This is a genomic window from Coleofasciculus sp. H7-2, from assembly GCF_042747725.1.
Lineage (GTDB): Bacteria > Cyanobacteriota > Cyanobacteriia > Cyanobacteriales > FACHB-T130 > FACHB-T130.
This window is the reverse complement of sequence record NZ_JBHZGO010000013.1, coordinates 24,870-42,176: the sequence shown is the minus strand read 5'-3', so window position 1 is coordinate 42,176 and position 17,307 is coordinate 24,870. Positions and strand designations below refer to the sequence as shown.

At 45.2% G+C, this 17,307-nt stretch carries 13 protein-coding genes; 7 read left to right on the top strand and 6 right to left on the bottom strand.

The genetic code is table 11. The features are described from left to right. Positions 1-191: 191 nt before the first annotated feature. On the bottom strand, positions 192-1,379 hold the full coding sequence (locus ACFW2W_RS02235) for an alpha/beta fold hydrolase (protein WP_378172748.1): 1,188 nt from the start codon (positions 1,377-1,379) through the stop codon (positions 192-194). Between the two features lie 261 nt (positions 1,380-1,640). On the opposite strand from ACFW2W_RS02235, the gene ACFW2W_RS02230 reads away from it, so the two are divergent. Next, positions 1,641-2,201 (top strand): hypothetical protein, encoded by a 561-nt coding sequence (locus tag ACFW2W_RS02230; protein ID WP_378172746.1) that lies wholly within the window; start codon positions 1,641-1,643, stop codon positions 2,199-2,201. Positions 2,202-2,300: 99 nt separating this feature from the next. Here ACFW2W_RS02230 and ACFW2W_RS02225 read toward each other — a convergent pair whose 3' ends face one another. Then, positions 2,301-3,596, bottom strand: coding sequence for a glycosyltransferase (locus ACFW2W_RS02225; protein ID WP_378172743.1), 1,296 nt, complete (start codon positions 3,594-3,596; stop codon positions 2,301-2,303). Positions 3,597-4,293: 697 nt separating this feature from the next. On the opposite strand from ACFW2W_RS02225, the gene ACFW2W_RS02220 reads away from it, so the two are divergent. The 5 genes from ACFW2W_RS02220 to ACFW2W_RS02200 all read left to right on the top strand — a co-directional run bounded on the left by ACFW2W_RS02220 (position 4,294) and on the right by ACFW2W_RS02200 (position 11,900). Further along, entirely contained in the window at positions 4,294-6,396 is a 2,103-nt protein-coding gene (locus tag ACFW2W_RS02220) for a DUF4912 domain-containing protein (protein WP_378172740.1), read from the top strand. A 29-nt stretch (positions 6,397-6,425) separates the two neighbouring features. Beyond that, the gene (locus ACFW2W_RS02215; RefSeq protein WP_378172738.1) at positions 6,426-7,478 is read left to right on the top strand and encodes a jacalin-like lectin; all 1,053 of its coding nucleotides are present in this window, start codon (positions 6,426-6,428) and stop codon (positions 7,476-7,478) included. A 180-nt stretch (positions 7,479-7,658) separates the two neighbouring features. After that, positions 7,659-9,254: a polyprenyl synthetase family protein gene (locus ACFW2W_RS02210; RefSeq protein WP_378172735.1), complete on the top strand. Its 1,596-nt coding sequence runs from the start codon at positions 7,659-7,661 to the stop codon at positions 9,252-9,254. Positions 9,255-9,282: 28 nt separating this feature from the next. Continuing rightward, positions 9,283-10,836 carry a hypothetical protein gene (locus ACFW2W_RS02205; protein ID WP_378172733.1) on the top strand — a complete coding sequence of 518 codons (1,554 nt, stop codon included), beginning with the start codon at positions 9,283-9,285 and terminating at the stop codon, positions 10,834-10,836. After that, complete coding sequence (locus ACFW2W_RS02200) at positions 10,833-11,900, top strand: hypothetical protein (RefSeq protein ID WP_378172730.1); 1,068 nt, start codon at positions 10,833-10,835, stop codon at positions 11,898-11,900. Before ACFW2W_RS02205 ends, ACFW2W_RS02200 begins: the two co-directional genes overlap by 4 nt. Positions 11,901-11,965: 65 nt before the next feature. Here ACFW2W_RS02200 and ACFW2W_RS02195 read toward each other — a convergent pair whose 3' ends face one another. From ACFW2W_RS02195 to ACFW2W_RS02180, 4 genes are all read right to left on the bottom strand, one after another. Next, positions 11,966-14,017 carry an AAA-like domain-containing protein gene (locus ACFW2W_RS02195; RefSeq protein ID WP_378172728.1) on the bottom strand — a complete coding sequence of 684 codons (2,052 nt, stop codon included), beginning with the start codon at positions 14,015-14,017 and terminating at the stop codon, positions 11,966-11,968. A 409-nt stretch (positions 14,018-14,426) separates the two neighbouring features. Beyond that, complete coding sequence (locus ACFW2W_RS02190; RefSeq protein WP_378172780.1) at positions 14,427-14,999, bottom strand: HD domain-containing protein; 573 nt, start codon at positions 14,997-14,999, stop codon at positions 14,427-14,429. Between the two features lie 119 nt (positions 15,000-15,118). Continuing rightward, positions 15,119-15,775: a hypothetical protein gene (locus tag ACFW2W_RS02185; RefSeq protein WP_378172725.1), complete on the bottom strand. Its 657-nt coding sequence runs from the start codon at positions 15,773-15,775 to the stop codon at positions 15,119-15,121. A 245-nt stretch (positions 15,776-16,020) separates the two neighbouring features. After that, positions 16,021-17,046, bottom strand: a complete 1,026-nt coding sequence (locus ACFW2W_RS02180; RefSeq protein ID WP_378172723.1) for a serine/threonine protein kinase — start codon at positions 17,044-17,046, stop codon at positions 16,021-16,023. A gap of 54 nt (positions 17,047-17,100) precedes the next feature. Here ACFW2W_RS02180 and ACFW2W_RS02175 point away from each other — a divergent pair, with 54 nt between their 5' ends. Continuing rightward, positions 17,101-17,250, top strand: coding sequence for a hypothetical protein (locus ACFW2W_RS02175; RefSeq protein ID WP_378172720.1), 150 nt, complete (start codon positions 17,101-17,103; stop codon positions 17,248-17,250). Positions 17,251-17,307 lie beyond the last annotated feature (57 nt).

Below are 17,307 nucleotides of genomic sequence, written 5' to 3'. Positions count from 1 at the left end.
CCTCAAGCTCCATCCTGTTGTGGGTGGAGCCAATGTAAAATCTAAAATCGATTGAGAGGAAGTGATGTGTAGCAGTAATTTGGTAAATTGCTACAGCCGCAAGCGCGATCGCTTCCCTGAGCAGAACGTCACCAGCTAGAAAGTTGCCATTGATGTAGAGCGCGATTCAGGAATTCTCGCACCTCGTCGAATCAGAAATAATTTGGAACTGAAGGTACGTCAGCCGCTTCCTCTATGTTGCTCATATTACCGCAATCGATCGCGCCACTAGCGAGAAAGCGAAAAGTTTCCTGGTAAAGACTCTTCCAAAAGCGATTAACCATTCCCTGGCTGACGTCAAAAGGGTTTACCATCGGGTGAGGCACTAAGTCGCTCTCAGGATAGAGATAGCAGCGATGACCCTTGGCATCACCACCCATAGAGTTAAAGAATTGCTGGATAACCTTGTTATCCGTAGCGTCATCGTTTTCTGTCAGCACAAAAAAGGTGGGAATGTTCTTTAAGTTTTGCAAGTTCTGCTGACTGCGGACAAAACCACCAAAGTAGTTAGCTGCTGTCAAGCAGCCTACAGGGAAGCTCACACCTTGCTCCCAGGAGAATTCTCTGACATCTAGCGGTCCTGCCAAATTTATATACCGCTCTCGCATTTCATCGCCAACTTCCAGCAAGGGAGCGTAGGAAACAACCTTCTTGACTCGGTTGGGTTGAGCTGCGGCTAGAGCCAAAGCAACCGCACCTCCTACTGACAACCCTACTGTATAAATTGGTCCCGGCATCGCCTCCAGCTCTGCCAAACGCTGTTTAGCGTCATTGAGGTACTCCATGTGGGAGGAGGTGAAATAGCGCTGAAACTCTCGGTCATTGCGCCGTTCAATTGCTAATGTCATATCCACCAGACGGGGAAAACGTAGACCGATGCGAGCAATTAAAGACCCCATTTGGCGAACGGTTGGTCGCTGCAACTGCGAGGGGCTATCCTTAGCAACAATATTAGAGAGGAAACTATGGATAACTGGATCTCGCGCCATTTGTTCGCGGATCGGGTCGCGAAATTCCGGCTTGAGGTCAATTTGCGCCCAGTAATTATCGGCTGGCACGAAACAATGCCCGGTTAGGGGAACCTGGTAGATGTTGAAGCCGTTACGATACAGGTAGTCTGCCAATACCCACATTTGGGTTGGTTTGGCAGCAAAGCCGTGGAAGATCATCACCGTACCGCGAATCGGCTCTCCTGGTTCGTGAATCTGGTAGTAGGGTCCAGCGCCTTCTCGTTTGTCTGGGTGAAAATACCATTTGAGGAAGTATGCCTCAATTGCTTGTTTAGTTTGGGCAATTTGTTCGTTAGTTGGGGTGAAATAGTTATCTAAATTGGTTGTCATAGAGGCAGCCTCAAAATACTTGCAATCTTTATAGATGTAGCTGTAATTTTACCAACATAACAATAATTATTATTTAACAAAAGTTTACAGTATAAAATTAATTTTATCGAGTTTTATCCCTTTTCCCTATTGACAAGTTTAAATTAAGCCAGCAAGATTTAATCATTCCAATAGAATTTAATTGCCAACCGCAAAAGTTGACCTTGGCTAAGTTAGAAAACTGGGTCTAAAAGAAGACAAAGACAACCGGAAAAAAAACTTATGCTCAATCAAGTTACCTCTCAAAGCTTATCATTAGGGGCTGATTCCGTGACTGTAATTAACATAGATGCAACAACCAACAACAAAGAAAATTCAGTCGTCCAGTTCTTAACAGCAGGAACCTATGAAGTAAGAGTCGTCGGTACATCAGAAGGGGGAAGATATGATGCATGGAGTCTTTGGAATTTTACTACTGGATGCGACGAAAAAGGAGAAAACTGCATCACGGGGTGGGTGAATGAATATAACATAATGTCAAGTGAATTTACCATCAATATTCCCAGTAGTGGTAAATATTCAACAGCCGAACAGGCGCTAGCTTTGGCTCAAAATACATCATTTACCCTGACATCAGATGCGAACGTTAACTTTTTCATTGGCGACGATATTCTCCCAGATAACCGAGGAGGAGTGTCACTAGCGGTGAAAAAAGTTCGTGAAGCCTCTGCTTACCCACAATTGAAGACTGGGTCATTGGTTCTGATACTGATAGTGTTACTTACGGTAGGGGTAATTTGGCTTTTGATTAACTTGATTACTTCCAATGCTACATCCAGTTAGGAGCGATCGCTCCTGTGGGGAAAGAGTGTGACTACAAGTCTTCAACCAATAAAGTTAAAACCTTTCTCCACGCATACTGAAGCGCCAAAAGTCAACAGCCTACTTCCTACGGCTTGAGGTTTCGTTGTCTAAATACGCTTCGATTGCATCGCCAGCGGCTTTGGTACCATCTTCCGCCTGTACCAAACGACCGACTTCTGCCGCACGAGCTGCATAAGTGGGGTCAAACAGCAGATGTTTGAGTTCGGCGGCGATCCGGTCAGCGGTACAATGCTGACGGTCGATGGTTCGCGCTACCCCCAACCGCACCAAACGGGCGGCATTATCCGGCTGATCGTAAGCGCAGGGAACTACTAGCATGGGACGACCAGAACGCAGCGCCTGCGCGGTTGTGCCGACACCGCCGTGGTGGACAATTGCCGCCGCACGGGGAAAGAGTGCTGAGTGGGGGGCGTAGTCAACTGCGATCGCTTCTTCAGGCAGATAGTTTGGGGGAATATTATCCGCCGCATTTCCCATCAGCAAGATTGCTCGGTAGCCTAACTGGTGGGCGGCAATAGCTCCCTCTAAATAAAAGTTCCCTTGCGTCCACACTACTAGAGAGCCTAAAGTGAATACAATTGGGGGCGGTCCCGCTTGCAAAAACTTCTCCAGTTCGGGAGACAAACCTTGCTGCTGTTGGTAGTTATATAAAGGAAACCCGGTAATCTTCGTTTGGGGAGGCCAATCGGGTTGCGGTTTTGCCAGAAGCTGGGAGAATAGACCAAGTACCAAATCCGGTGAATGCTGACCTTCAAAAAAGGGATCTCCACTCGGTGGTAAACCGAGTTCAGCTCGCAGATGCCGCACTGCTGCGCTCCAATAGCGTGCCTGCCACCGGAAAGATCGATACATAGCATCGTTGGCAACCAATGTCATGGCACGTTCGTAAGCTGATGTCGCTAGAGCAAGGCTGGGAGCATCGTAAACAGACATCAACGAGGCAGGGGAGAGAACAGTCGATACTCTAGGAGTCCCAGTTTTTTCAGCCGCAACAGTTGCTGCAAAAGCCAGATGATGCGTTATCACTAAATCCGCTTCCCCTACTGCTGCGATTAAGTCGTGGTAGGTTGCCCGCAAATGAGGCGCGATTAGGTAGCTGATACCGTAGTCCAGAGACTGCTGGGAGTATGAGAGCAACCCGATAAACTCTCCATCTTGTTCGAGATTGATTGCTCCGCTTGGTCTGACGGCAAGAAACTCAATTCCTTCTGATTCGATGATATAGCTATACAGTGGGCTGCTGGCAGCAAGAACAACACGATATCCCCTGGTTCGCAACTCTTTGGCGATCGCTACGTAGGGATATAAATCTCCCAAAGAGCCAAAGGTAGCGATCGCAATATATTTGCTCATTCTTCTGCCCTTGGCATACTACATGAAACGTTGACTTGATGAAGTATCATATTTTACAATATCTATCCTTTTTAGATTAACCATCTAGTTGAGTTGTACTTTCCTACTTTTCCTACTTTCTGTACCTATTATTTTTATGTCCTAATTTACATACATTTGACGCATTTATCCACCATAAACTTGAAGGTTTATTACTAAAAAGACTTTACTATAACATAATAATATGTTAAGAGTATTATCTAAAAGAATCTAAAAAACTTATTCTCAGAGGAAAAACGATTGTACCTAGTCCCATTATAAGGTGGTCGAGTCGGAGCTATTTTCCGATAAAATGCATTTTAAGAGTAGCCTCGTGCTGAATATGGCAGGCAACAATCCGGAACCTTTGAATAGATTTATTTATCCAGGCAAAGGTACTAATGTAAATTAACTTAGCAATGAACAAAGTATGTAGAGATAATTATAAAATTTTATGTATATTGATTTGTTGTAACGAAAGATTGACTTAATTTTGATGGGTAACGTTCGCACTCTAACCAAGCTACAAATAATTAAGATGGTCTACTAAATGTTGATAAAAAGAAGGAGCGATCGCTTCGTATTAGATATTTAGAGAAAGGATTTTAAGTTTAAATAATGATTATTTTACACTCAGCAAGCCGCCCAGCAAAAAAAAATAATTTAATCGAGGCAATTTATGATGGTAAATTTACATAAAAAAGAAACTTCCATCGTCTCTATTACAATGTTCCTTGCCCTCGCTGCTGTCACACCAAAGTTTCTAGAAGCAGCCCTTATTCTCAATCCTGTGCTGGCTCAATCTGCCCCACTCTCTTTCCAATTGCCCACATCTGTACCCCGTGGCACAACAGTGCGGATCGATGGATCGAGCAGCATGGAAAAAGCTAACAAAGCCCTAAAACAGCGTTTTGAGAAACAGTTTCCTGGTACGAAAGTGGAAATCGAAGCGGGGGGAAGCGATCGCGCGATCGCTTCCCTGCTGGATGGAAAAATCGATCTAGCTGCCATCGGTCGTCCTCTGACTAAGCAAGAAAAAGCTCAAGGACTGGTGCAAGTTCCCTTAAACAGACAAAAGATTGCGCTGATAGTTAGACCTGATAATCCTTTTAAAGGAAGCTTGAGCTTTGAGCAATTTGCTCGGATTTTTCGAGGTGAAATTACCAATTGGTCTCAGGTTGGAGGTGCCCCTGGGTTAATTCAGCTGATCGACCGCCCGGACGGTAGCGATACTCGGCGGGCGTTTCAAAGCTACAAGGTGTTCCAAACCGCTCCCTTTAAGACAGGAGCAAAAGCCAAGCAGATCCCCAAGGGTAGTACAGCAGAAGTCATTAAGCAACTAGAGAAAAACAGTATTACTTATGCGATCGCCGACCAAGTGCTGAAGCGGAAGGATGTGCGAATCGTCCCCATGCATGGAGTCTTACCCGATAATCCCAAGTATCCTTTTTCACAACCCCTGTCTTACATCTACAAAAAGCCAAATCCCAACCCCGCAGTTTTAGCATTTTTGGGCTACGCTACCGATCCATCCAATCAGCAGATCGTAAAAGGAGCGATCGCTGCTACAACTACTGCATCAAGCGTGACTGTTGCTAGCAACACAGCACAGATAGACACTGCCAATAGTAGTGCAGAAACTGCTACTGCACCAAGCGCGAGTGCTTATAGCAACACAGCACTGTTAAACGCTGCTAGTAGTGGTGCAGAAACTGCAACTTTAGAAGGGGGATTATCCTGGTGGTGGCTTTGGCTACTGGGGATTCCAATATTAGGAGGGTTCCTCTGGTGGTTACTAAAAGATCGACGAGTAGCGATCGCCTCCATAGCAGACACTACTGTTGCTGCCACTATACCAGCAACATCTGCCGCCACCCCAACGCCTGCCCATAGCATCCTATTCTTAGTGCCTTATGACGGCAAAAACGCCTACGCTTATTGGAAAATTGCCCCAGACCAAATCGAGGAACTCCAGCGCCGAGGGGGACAAAAGCTCGTGTTGCGGCTGTATGATGTCACCGACATCCCAGACCTAGAACGCTACAACCTCCCAAGCCTACAGCAGTTCGGCTGTCAAGTTCAACAGGATTATTTGCTCCTTACCCTACCAGCCGAGAATCGGGATTATATAACCGAGTTGGGGTACCTCACCCAAGTAGGAAGTTGGCTACCGCTGACTCGCTCCGGGACAGTGCAAGTTGCCAAGAGCGCACCCACAGGCAATATCCTCACCCTAGAAAACAGCAGCTATGGGGGCACAACTCAGCTCACCCAAGCCACAGACACCGCCGTGGTAGCGACAACCACCCCATCTTGGTACACAAGCGAACATCACTCACCAGTCCCATCCCACAGCCGCCTGTTCTTGGTGCCTTATGACGGCAAAAACGCCTACGCTTATTGGGAAATTGCCCCAAGGGAAATCGAAGCCCTCCAGCAACAAGGGGGACAAAAACTGATGTTGCGGCTGTATGATGTCACTGACATCCCAGACCCAGAGAGCCACATCCCCCACAGCCTACAACAGTTCGACTGTAAAATCCCAAACCAATATTTGCTGATTAACCTACCAGCAGAGAACCGAGATTACATAGTCGAGTTGGGGTACCTCACCCAGGCAGGAAGTTGGCTACCACTGACTCGCTCAGGGATGGTGCGAGTTGCCAAGAGCATCCCTACAGGCGATGTCGTCCTGCTCTTGGTGCTTCGCGATCGCCAAAATGCCTACACCTATGGGGAAATACCCCCAGTGGCAATAGAGGCTCTCAAGCGCCACGGGTAGAAAAGCTAACGCGGCAAATCTACGCAGCCATGAATATGGACATGGACTCTGAGGCTGTCCGTATATCAAATGTTGACTTAATTATCAAAGGAGCAAAAATGATTTCACAGGGTACTGTTCAAGAGCAGTCTAAAAGTGGCTACTTTCTGATCAGAAGTAAGCTCAATGGCTTCGTGCTGGATGTTGCAGGTAACAACCCGGAACCTAAAACCAACCTAGTGGTTTACCCAGCTAAGGGTACTTATGGAGAGCCGAATCAGCAATGGCAAATTACTAAGGATGGATTAATTAAAAGTAAGCTCAACGGCTTAGTACTGGATATTCCAGCAAGCAAAAGAGACCCTTTTACCCCCCTGATTATGTACCCAGTAAACGGTGCTAACGGTACGCCCAATCAGCAATGGACAATTACTGAGGATGGGTTGATCAAAAGTAAGCTTAATGACTTCGTACTAGATATCCTAGGAAGTATTCCGGAGCCTTTGACCCCCATTGTTATGTACCCAGTCAACGGTACTCACGGTACGCCGAATCAGCAATGGGAACTTGTTCCCGTTCCAGAAGAAACTTCGCCAGCATCAGTGTCCTTCCTAACACAAGGACCAAAAGGCAGCTTTATCAATGCAACGAATTTTGACATCCGACCAAAAAAAGAAACGCCTAAATCGAGAATTAAAACTGTGCGTATTCATGCTGCTTGGGCTATCGACAAGATTCAAGTTCAATATGAAAATCTGGCAACCAATCCACCTGAGACATACGAGTCAATAGCATATGGTGGATCGGGTGGTCAACTTGGCGAATTTAGCCTAGAAGCGGGAGATTATTTGACAGGAATTTTAGGAACCTGGGGGAAACAAGCCCCTAGTTATCCACAACAAGATATTGTCAGCTTACAGTTTCAAACCCATAAACAAGTTAAATCACAGGTATTTGGCGGAGGAAATAGCCAAAAGGAAGTTGAACCTTTCTCTTTTGAAGCACCTCAAGGTTACGAAATTATAGGCTTTTTCGGTGCCTATAGCGGCAATCTTGATGTGTTAGTTCGCCTGGGTGTTTATCTCAAAGCGATCGCCCTGTAACCCTGACAGAATGACAACCGTCTCAAAAGCTCGCTTGGGTGGGGATTGAAATAACTTGTAGAAAAAAATAAGCTTGATCTTGTCAATAACCCCACCTAAACCTGTTTTCAATGACAGCTAAAAAAATCTGACTCGGTTGGTATCCAATAGCTTGAATGTTTTGATTCATAGAGAAATTTAATGCTGGCAATTTTCTTATTTGCGGTATGTTTTTGTTTCTTGGCTTCGTTAATAAACAGCCCTAGCCACGACATCGTAAGTCAAACCAAAAAACTCTCACAGCAGCAAGTTATTAAAATCGTCACGGCGATACCAAAGGAACAAGCAGACAACCAATCAATACTCTCTGTAGAATTTAATTTAGGCAACGGTATTAAAAACCAATCGATAGCTTGCCAGCAGTTGATGCCTGCTTCTAGAGCAGCTTTTGAGGAGAATGGGACTAAGATAAGCCCAAATGGGAATGGGAGGAAAGAGGGCACTGAGAGAGGAAAACAGGGAGATAATGGAAATTCCTCAACCACACTCGCAGCGTTCCAAACTGTTAACTCAGTGCCATTAGCTTCTGATGGGATGTTGGCTTTCGCCTTACGTAATGACATTGCTACAAACTTGTTAAATGAAGAAACCATACAAAACCATAAGATTGAGAAAATTCCCAAGATTGCCCAAGAGGAATTGATGTATGACAAAAAAATTATCAATGAAGCAGTACACAAATCCCGCTTAGTTGTAATTGAAAAAATCCAAGAATTTGTTGAAACTAAAAGTTACCTATCAGGTGCCTATAAACCCTTATACGACTTGTTAACAGATTACCCCTTTCGAGTCGGCAAAATGCTGCGCCCAACCATGTGTATTAGTATTGCTAGAGCAGTAGGAGGGATGGGACATTCTGCCTTAACGTCGGCATCTGCTCTAGAACTTTATCACAACGCTTTTTTGATTCACGATGATATCGAAGATGGTTCTGAATCTCGACGGGGTAAGGGCACTTTACACCAACTGATAGGAATTCCTCGTGCCATTAATGTAGGCGATGCTACGAACGTGTTGGCGGTGGGTTTGTTACTAGAAAACTTGTCCGTTATCGGAGTTTCTAAAGCTCTTAATGTTCTGCATGAAATCGAGTTTATGGCACAGCAATCTGTCGAAGGACAAGCGATGGAATTAGATTGGGTTGCCACTAATGCTTCCCACCTAACCGATCAAGATTACTTTAAAATGTGCGTCAAAAAGACGTGCTGGTATTCGTTTATTACTCCCTGTCGAATTGGTTTTATCGTCGGACATCCATCAGCAAATGTTAAGGATATGGTTGAACATTTGGCAGGTCTAACTCGATTTGGTATGATTTTAGGAATTGCCTTTCAGATCCAAGACGATTTGTTGAATTTACAAGGTCAACTTGAAGCTTATGGTAAAGAGATTGGCGGAGATATTTACGAAGGCAAGCGCACATTAATGCTGAATCATGTCTTGGCAAATAGTGGCAAAGAATCTGAGAAGATATTAGAAATTCTCGCTTTACCCAGAGAGAAAAAAACAACCGATCAACTCGCCTTTATTATCGAGAAAATGGAGTGTTGCGGTAGCATCGAACACGGTTGGAAAGTAGCGCGATCGCTCTCCAACAGAGCCGCAGAAATTTTTGAGAGCCTAGATTTTCTTCAGCCAGAAACTCCAATACGACCAGAAGAACAATGGGTATGCTCCGTCCACGACCGACGATTCTTGAAAGAATTAATCAACTATGTAATCTATCGAAACGCTTAACTTTGCATAAGTAGAAGACAAAAAAATAATGAGCGAACACCCAACCGTCCTACAAAGTTCTCCTCACTTAAATATCAAAGTTTATCCAGGTGCAACCCTGGTTCTACGGGTGTTACTTCATAGCCAGATAGCTGAAACTTTATTGTTCCGTCTTACCTTGGATGATTGGATATTAGATGACGGTCAGATTATCTCTCTATCTAGCCGGATCGAACCCTCATATCTTTATCTATGTCAAGGAAATAAAGTCAACCAAACAATAACACTTTCAATTCCTTTTCTTCTGCAACCTGGGCAACATCTCAAGAGTTGGTTACGCTTTCCGGCAATTCAAGAAGAAGCTATTCCGATTGAACTAAAAATTTTGTCATCAGTACAGAAACAAGATAAACCTCAAGCTGTCGAAGTCTCCTTGCCAGTCACTTTGCCCTTCACTTCTCAATTGTCGGATACCCGAAATCAAGCGCCAGCCGCAATCTTTGGTTTATTGTCAGGTTTGATAGATTTAGATAAAATTCCATCTCGTCGGCTATTAGCTGAAATTTTAATAATTTTGTGTCAAACAGGAGAGGAATACGCCCAAACAGAATCAGGCGCACAGTTACTCAATCAACTTAAAACCACTCCCTTCTTTCAAAATGGAATCATCGCTTTTGCATTCGCTCAAATTCCTAACTGGATCGCCGATAGCCTCAAAAGTACGAATGCAATCTTAAGCAATCAGAGTTTGCTATATCTTTGGGAGCAATGGCTGTTAAGTTTGGTTCCAGAGGATATAGCAGTAGATCGCAAAAAAGCAGAAATATCTGTTCCTTTTTTAGCAAATTTTGTTTTCAAACTAGGAGGATCTGCCGAACGCTGGTTTGCAGGCATCCTTTTAGGACTGGCGCTAATCTCGCCAAGAATTACCATCAATTTGAAAGATTTAACCTCTGGTGAAGCATCTCTCTCAAAAGCTACCTTAGAAAGCGGTTCGTCAAGAGAGAAATCCGCTGTGTGGAATCGCGCTACCGCAGCAACTAAAACTTTGTTCCCCGCACTAGCGTGTTTAGCTACGCTCCCGGCTCGTTGGCTGGTGGTAGAATTATTGCTCCTGCTGTGCCGACAAGGCGACAAATACGCTCAAACCGATGCTGGTAGCATACTGGCACAGCTAAAGCAGACAAGTTTCTTTGATAATGGGGTACTCGCTTTCTCAGCAGCTCAAGTTCCCCGTTGGTTAGCTATCACTCAGGAAGCGGCATCTAGTTATCATGCTTGTGTTGGCACTCAGATGGGGCAAGGTGGTTTGCTTTATTTAGGGGAACAGTGGCTGTGGAGTTTGGTACCAACCGAATTAAATGTCAGTCAGCCCAAAGTTGATACATCGGTGTCGGATGCGGCGGCAGAAGTCGTGGCATCCTTGGGCATGGATGCAGAACGCTGGTTTACTGGCGTTGTTTTAGGACTGGCGTTGGTATCGCCTAGGATTGCGGCTACAGTGGAAGCGATCGCTACCAAAGCACCATCACCCGTAGAAATGCCTCCACCCCAGATCGATTTTGAGGATGTTATTGGGGCAAAAGGCTCGATACAGCGATGAGCATTAACGAACAACTAATAGCCCGTGTAGAAGATTTACGCATCCCCCTAAATGACCTCTTTTCACCCCTAGACTGGAAGGATTGGTACCACTTTATTTTGATAGATATTCAAAGTGGACTGCGAGTGCTGGTCAATATGACAATGATTGGCAGACCGCAGCAAGGAGAGATTCAAGTTAGCTTCATAGTAAATCTCCCCTCAGAACAGATTACGCAACAACACCAACCAGATACTCCTTTGGCTACCTTCGCAACCACCTTTTCCTTGGAATGGCAACAAGACATGGTGTGTCGTCATCCATTGCGTTTGCAAGGAAAAGGTATCTATTTAGAAATTAACGGCAAGCACTCAGTAATAGAAGTGCAAGACGAAAGGGCGCAGCTATTTATACGCTTTCAAGGGGAGGCCCAAGCAATGCCTCTATTAGTGACGGAGGATTCGCCTTTCGGTAGCGGGTTTATCGGATGGGGCTTAGTGCCCGGTCTAAAGGTAATGGGAGAATTATCAGTATGCGGACAGCGTTTTAATATCCATCAGGATTGGTTTTGCTATCACGATCGCAATTTTGGTCGCTTTCGTTGGGGTGAAGATATTGGTTGGGAGTGGTTTGTGGTTTTTGCTACTTGTAATGACGGTAGGAAAATCGCGCTGATTTTAGACCAACGTACTAATAAAGATCACTCTGTGGGCGGCTTGCCCTACATCTTTATTTATTTGGGTAACAACTTATCTAAAGTTTTTCTGGGTGCTAACTTAAGCATTAATTGGCATTGGTCTGAGTCGCCAGTTTTACCTTTGCGTCTGCCTGGAACTATGGCGTCACTGTTTGGCGATCGCAAATTAAAATATCCTCAAAGGTTGCAGGTAGAAGCCGCCGACGAACAAGACCAATTATTGCTTTCCGTACATTTTGATGCGATGACAGAGCTAGTAGTGCCCGACAATCAAAGTCGGCAATACACCTTTATTGAGGAAGTCACAGGCAACGCTGAAATCAGCCTTTCTCTGCAAGGAGAAACTTTGCGAGCTAACGGATTAATTTATGGTGAATACGTGGTGTAAACATCGGAACTGTTTTTCATCGCCCAAATGGCGATCGCCTTCCTTCCATCGGGGCTAAAGTAGAGTTAAGAGCAGCAGATGCTTACGCGATCGCGCCCTTGTCGTTTTGACTGCAAGAGGGCTTCCTCAGCTGTCGCAATCAGTATCGCTGGAGAGATTTGAGGGCTAGGCGTTATCGTTGCCACCCCTAAACTGACTGTGAGAACATCAGCAGGAAATCCATCGAAATTGGAATGATCGTGGGCGATGGCTAAAGCTTTGATGCTCTGTCGAATATTTTCTGCGAGTAAAATCGCCACATCAGCATGAGTTTGGGGCAAAAGCACAGCAAACTCTGTAACCCCATAACGTGCAACTAGAGCAGCTCGATCCGCCACGCACTGACGGGTAGTCCTAGCGATTCGCTCTAAACTGGCATCACCAGCTAAATTTCCGCGAATATTGGTGTAAAAATTGAAATAATCGACATCGCATAAAATGAGAGACAGCGGTAAAATCTCTCCCAGAAGCTGCTGCCACTTGGTTTCTAGATATTGGTTGAAGTAACGCCGATTAGCCAAGTGGGTGACTTCATCAATAATATTGTATAAATCCTGAAAGTTTTGTTTTTCTTGCTCTAACTGCTTTAGAAGCACGTCAGTTTCATTTTCCTTTCCTAACTGTTGGCGAAAATAGAGACGATACAACTCGCAGCTGACGCGAACCTGATTTCCATCCAGTTGAACCAATCCCATGCTTTCTAACTTATGGGCAGCGATCGCTTCTAATCGCACGCTTCCATTAGCAGTAACAACCTGTTGCAATGCCGATGCCAATGGTGGCTGCTCTCGGAGGATCGCCAAATAATCCCGCAGATGATGACTGTATACCCCACCTAATGTAGGGCTGAAAAGTAATAACTCCTCCAAAGTCATCTCTTTCCGACACAAGTAATAAAGCGCCACGCTGACTAGATAGGGATGTCCTCCCACCATTGCCATCAGTTTCTGGATTTCGTCATCAGTCCAATTAAGTCCATAGCGAACTGCCAAATCCTGCACCTGCTCGCTTGTAAACTGTGGCAAGCGAATGGATAGCCCAACGTTGAAGGGGGATTGATTCAGCTTGAGCGAAAGATAGCCTTCCGGCGCGTAAATTACCACCAGGCGAAGTTTTTGCCAAATTTCAACTTGTTGTGCCTGTTCGTGCCAAAATCGCAGCATCCCCAGAAAGTCTTGGGCAATGTTGGGATGCTCAAAAACCCGATTGACTTCATTCAAAGCCAAGACTACGGGAGTGTTAAGTTGCTTGAGCAGATAACTCTCAAAATAGATTTTGCAACTCACCTTGCTGCCCATATCCTCATCCCAATAATCGTCTAGCATGGGATTGAGGTTCAACTGCCTGCTGACATTGGCACAGAACCAGCGCAAAAATTTATCGAAGGAAGCAAAAATCGCTTCTTCGGCTTCTTGAAAGTCCAAGTAGACGGTTTTGTAGCCAACAGCTGTCGCGCCAGCAAGAATTCGGTTAAGTAGCGAACTTTTCCCCATCTGCTTAGGTGCGTTGATCCACAGCAGGCATTGAGGTTGGGTAATTTCAGTGCAGGCGAGTTCTTCAATCGAGGGGAGATTGATGTAAAGCGGGGAATCTAGCGGCACACCACCGCTGGGAAATTTGATCTCAGTCGCAGTGAGGGGGGCTGGAAAATTTTCTGGGGTTCTTGTAGAAGTTGGCAACTGGCGCGGCGCTGTGCCAATCTGCTCAAGAGTCCGGTTTTGCTGGTACTGGTTGAGGAGTAAATTCAGATTTTTTTTCGTTACTCTCTGCCCTAGTACCGCTGAGAGATCCTGCCACAACTGGGAGCCAACTTCTTTGAGGTGGGGGATACTGTAAGCAGAATCCCGTGCCATCTCGCTATAATCGTGCCCCAGCCACGACTGACGCAGAATTAATCGCTCAAGGTGATTGAGTTGCCGAGAAAGCAGAACTTGTTCTACAGCTTCCAGAACTTCATCTACATTCATGCGATCGCATCTTTTGACGTAGAGTGCATATAGCAAGTTATTTCCAGAATGTTCGGTTCCTAAACTGAAAAATTCTATCTTAATTTTCCAACTTTTCCTACTTTTTACCAATGAAAATAAATAAGTTTTGTGGTAATTATGCGGATGCAATTAAATTGAAGATTTTCGTAGGGAATGGAAAACGCTCTTGAAACCCAACATCTGCACGGGTTAGCGATCGCGTAACCACTACTACAAATAATTAATCCCACCTACTTATCTGTTTTTATAATAGACAGGACTTACGCAAACATCACCACATAGTAAGGGCAACCACAGGGGGATTGAACCCGAAAAAACGCTATATGTATAAGCTTTGCGTAAGTCCTGGAAGTAACAAACCTGCAAATCCTGTAACTGCATTTTCCTGTAGTCAAGATGTCGAGCGCAGGAATTAGGGCGTCCTTGCTCAGAAAGGAGGTTGCAATCCTGCGCGATCGCATAGAAGCATTTAGCTTCTTACCAGGGTGATGACACGATCCTAAGCAACCTTGTCTACCAACTCCTCCAGTTCTAAAACCACCCTGTCTAACTCATCAATGAGCGGTGATGAACCGGCTTGGCGAAATGCGACAACCAAAGAGCGATAATACCAAAGCGTTCCTTCTCTGCCTCCTTGAAAGCGTTCCCAAACTGCCTCGCCTACAATGTGATAATCAGTCAAAATCGAGCGGGCATTGTGGAGTTTATCGGCTGCTGAGACAAGCCGCACCGAGGTTGAAGCAGTCGGAATGTGGGCAATATAAGCTTCTTTGCGTTGTCGCCAGGGTGGTTTGGGTGTCGTGTCAGCATCGGTACAACCGTTGACAATTTCCGTCACCGTATCTCCAAACCGACGGCGAATTTCTTCTCGGATTGCGGCACCGCCTTGGTCTTCGATGGCATCATGGAGTAGGGCAGCGATCGCTTCATCTTCATTCGCCCCATGCTCTAAGGCAATACTGGTGACGCCAAGTAAATGGGAAATATAAGGAACACCTGAACCTTTGCGAATTTGGTTCGCGTGCAGCGTGGTAGCAAAGGTGAGGGCATCTGTAAAGCGTTGTGAGAGAATCATTTTAATTTTGGGTAATGGGTAACGATCAATAGTTTTTAGTTCTTAGTTGGTGGCTACTGACTAATCACGAATCACCCATAATGAATTACCAATTACTAATTCCCAACTACCCATCTTTAGTGTAAGCCTGCCTCCCAAATGCCAATATAAACGCGATCGCGCCGATCTCGCTCAATCACTCCCTGAAGGGACTCTAGCGAAAAAAAGAATTTGGGAGACTGACGCTGCTGCACCTGTTGTAAACCCTGCTTGATGGTGTCGTTGAGCTGGCAACCCAACATACTATTCAACGTCACCAGCACGATCTTGGTATTCACCCATTGGGCAAAAGATGCTTCGGTTTGGCGTATGAGTCCAGAAGTTTTATCAAATAAAAAACCCAGGCTCACCTGATCTGGTATTAATTGATATGATATTGCACGAGTATTAGGCCAGTAGCCTTTAGTCGTTACGCTGGGATTGCCGAGGATTCGTTGGACAACGTTATTATGTACTCCTGGTTGAAATCCTGGAATGCCAACGCCGATAGGAATATCCTGACAAATATCGGCATTAAAATCCTCCAAGGTTGGCTCCGGACGCAATTCGGGTGGTATATTTTCTAAAACCTGTGAAGGTGAATAAGGCTGAGCGCTCAGAAAAATGCTTGCTGGTACTACCAGCGGATTTGGCAAGCGCTGAGGAAAAACTAATGCCTGTGTTGGTTTAGTAAACAGTAAACCAGCAAAAATATAGGCACCCATCAACATCATTCGGTGAGACCGTTTCACCATGTCTTTAGAATTTTTTTTGCATTAGGTATTTACTCATAAAAAGCTGCCCTTTCATCCCAGAATAGGGTGAAAGAACAAAAATTAGCAGCCTTACCTTCTCACTCTTACCTGAGTCTGACGCCACGATCGCTCTAAGTTCCCCACGGTCTAGAGGATGCAGAACTTGGCTGCAATGAGTTTCAGGAAGCGATCGCATCCCGATCTGACAACTTCAAGATTCGGCTATCAGAGCCATCCTCTGTTCATCACTTTTGACAAGCTTTTCGCAAGCGATCGCGCCAATTATGATTATCTTTTAATCTGTCTTCTTGCGCCTTTCGGAATCGCTCCCGCCACTCGTCACTACCTTTTAATTTATTTTCTTGCGCTTCACGCAATCGCTCCTGCAATTGGACAAGAGGACTGGCATTAGCATTTCTGGGTGGTAAGATTCCCAACAATGCCAGCCATTCCTGCACTGACTGAGGGCGATCTTCTGGTTTTAAAGCCATACCTTTGACAATAGCGTAATTTGTGCGATCGCCGAGGAGCGAATTAATTTGTTTGGGTGGTATTAGTTGCATCCCATACGCTCTCATCGGAGAAGGCGTAGGTACTTGGGCGGTTAATAAGGTATATAGCGTCGCCGCCAAAGAATAAACATCAGTGTAAGCACCCCGTTTTGAGCGCCAGTCATACTGCTCAATCGGTGCAAAGCCGCTGGAGCAAAATTCTGTCTGCGTTTGGGTGATATCTGGGGTAAACTCGCGGGCAATGCCAAAGTCAACCAGAACCGCTTCAAAGACGCCCTCCATCTCAGAAGTCACAACATCAGCATTTTTACAAGAGCGCAGCATGATGTTGAGTGGCTTGACATCCCGATGCAGTAAACCATTGTTGTGAACCAGCGTCAGGGCGTCACCTATCTGCTGAATGTAGCGCCATGCTTCCGTTTCGGGCATTGCCCCTTTCCGCCAAACTCGATGGGCTAGACTCTCTCCAGCAATATATTCCATCACAATGCACCACAGTCCATCCTCTTGAATGACTTCATCAATTTTCACGATATGAGGATGATTGAATTTGGCTAACCGCACCGCTTCATTCAGGAAATCCTGTTGAAATTTGTCGAAGTCGTGTTGGTGTTGCAGAAAGTGTTTGAGGGTTTTGATGACCAGCAAATTGCCTTTTTTGTTTTTAACCAAATGCGCGATCCCAAAACCACCTTGTCCTAGCACTTTTTCAATAGTGTACTTGCCGTTTTGCAACTTCTGCCCAGGATTCCAAGCCATTATTTCTGACTCCCTTGCGCTTGTATCGATTTTGGCGCGGTCTGAAGAGGTATTATGTTAGTACAATTGTACTATATTGGGAAGACAAATACAAGCGATCGCTTCCTTACAACATTTCAGGACTTACGCAAAGCTTATACATATAGCGTTTTTTCGGGTTCAATCCCCCTGTGGTTGCCCTCAGATGTCGCGCAAGTTGCGTAAGTCCTGATTTTTCGGTTAACCCCTCGTCCAAAGGATTTCCTACAAAAAAATAAAAAT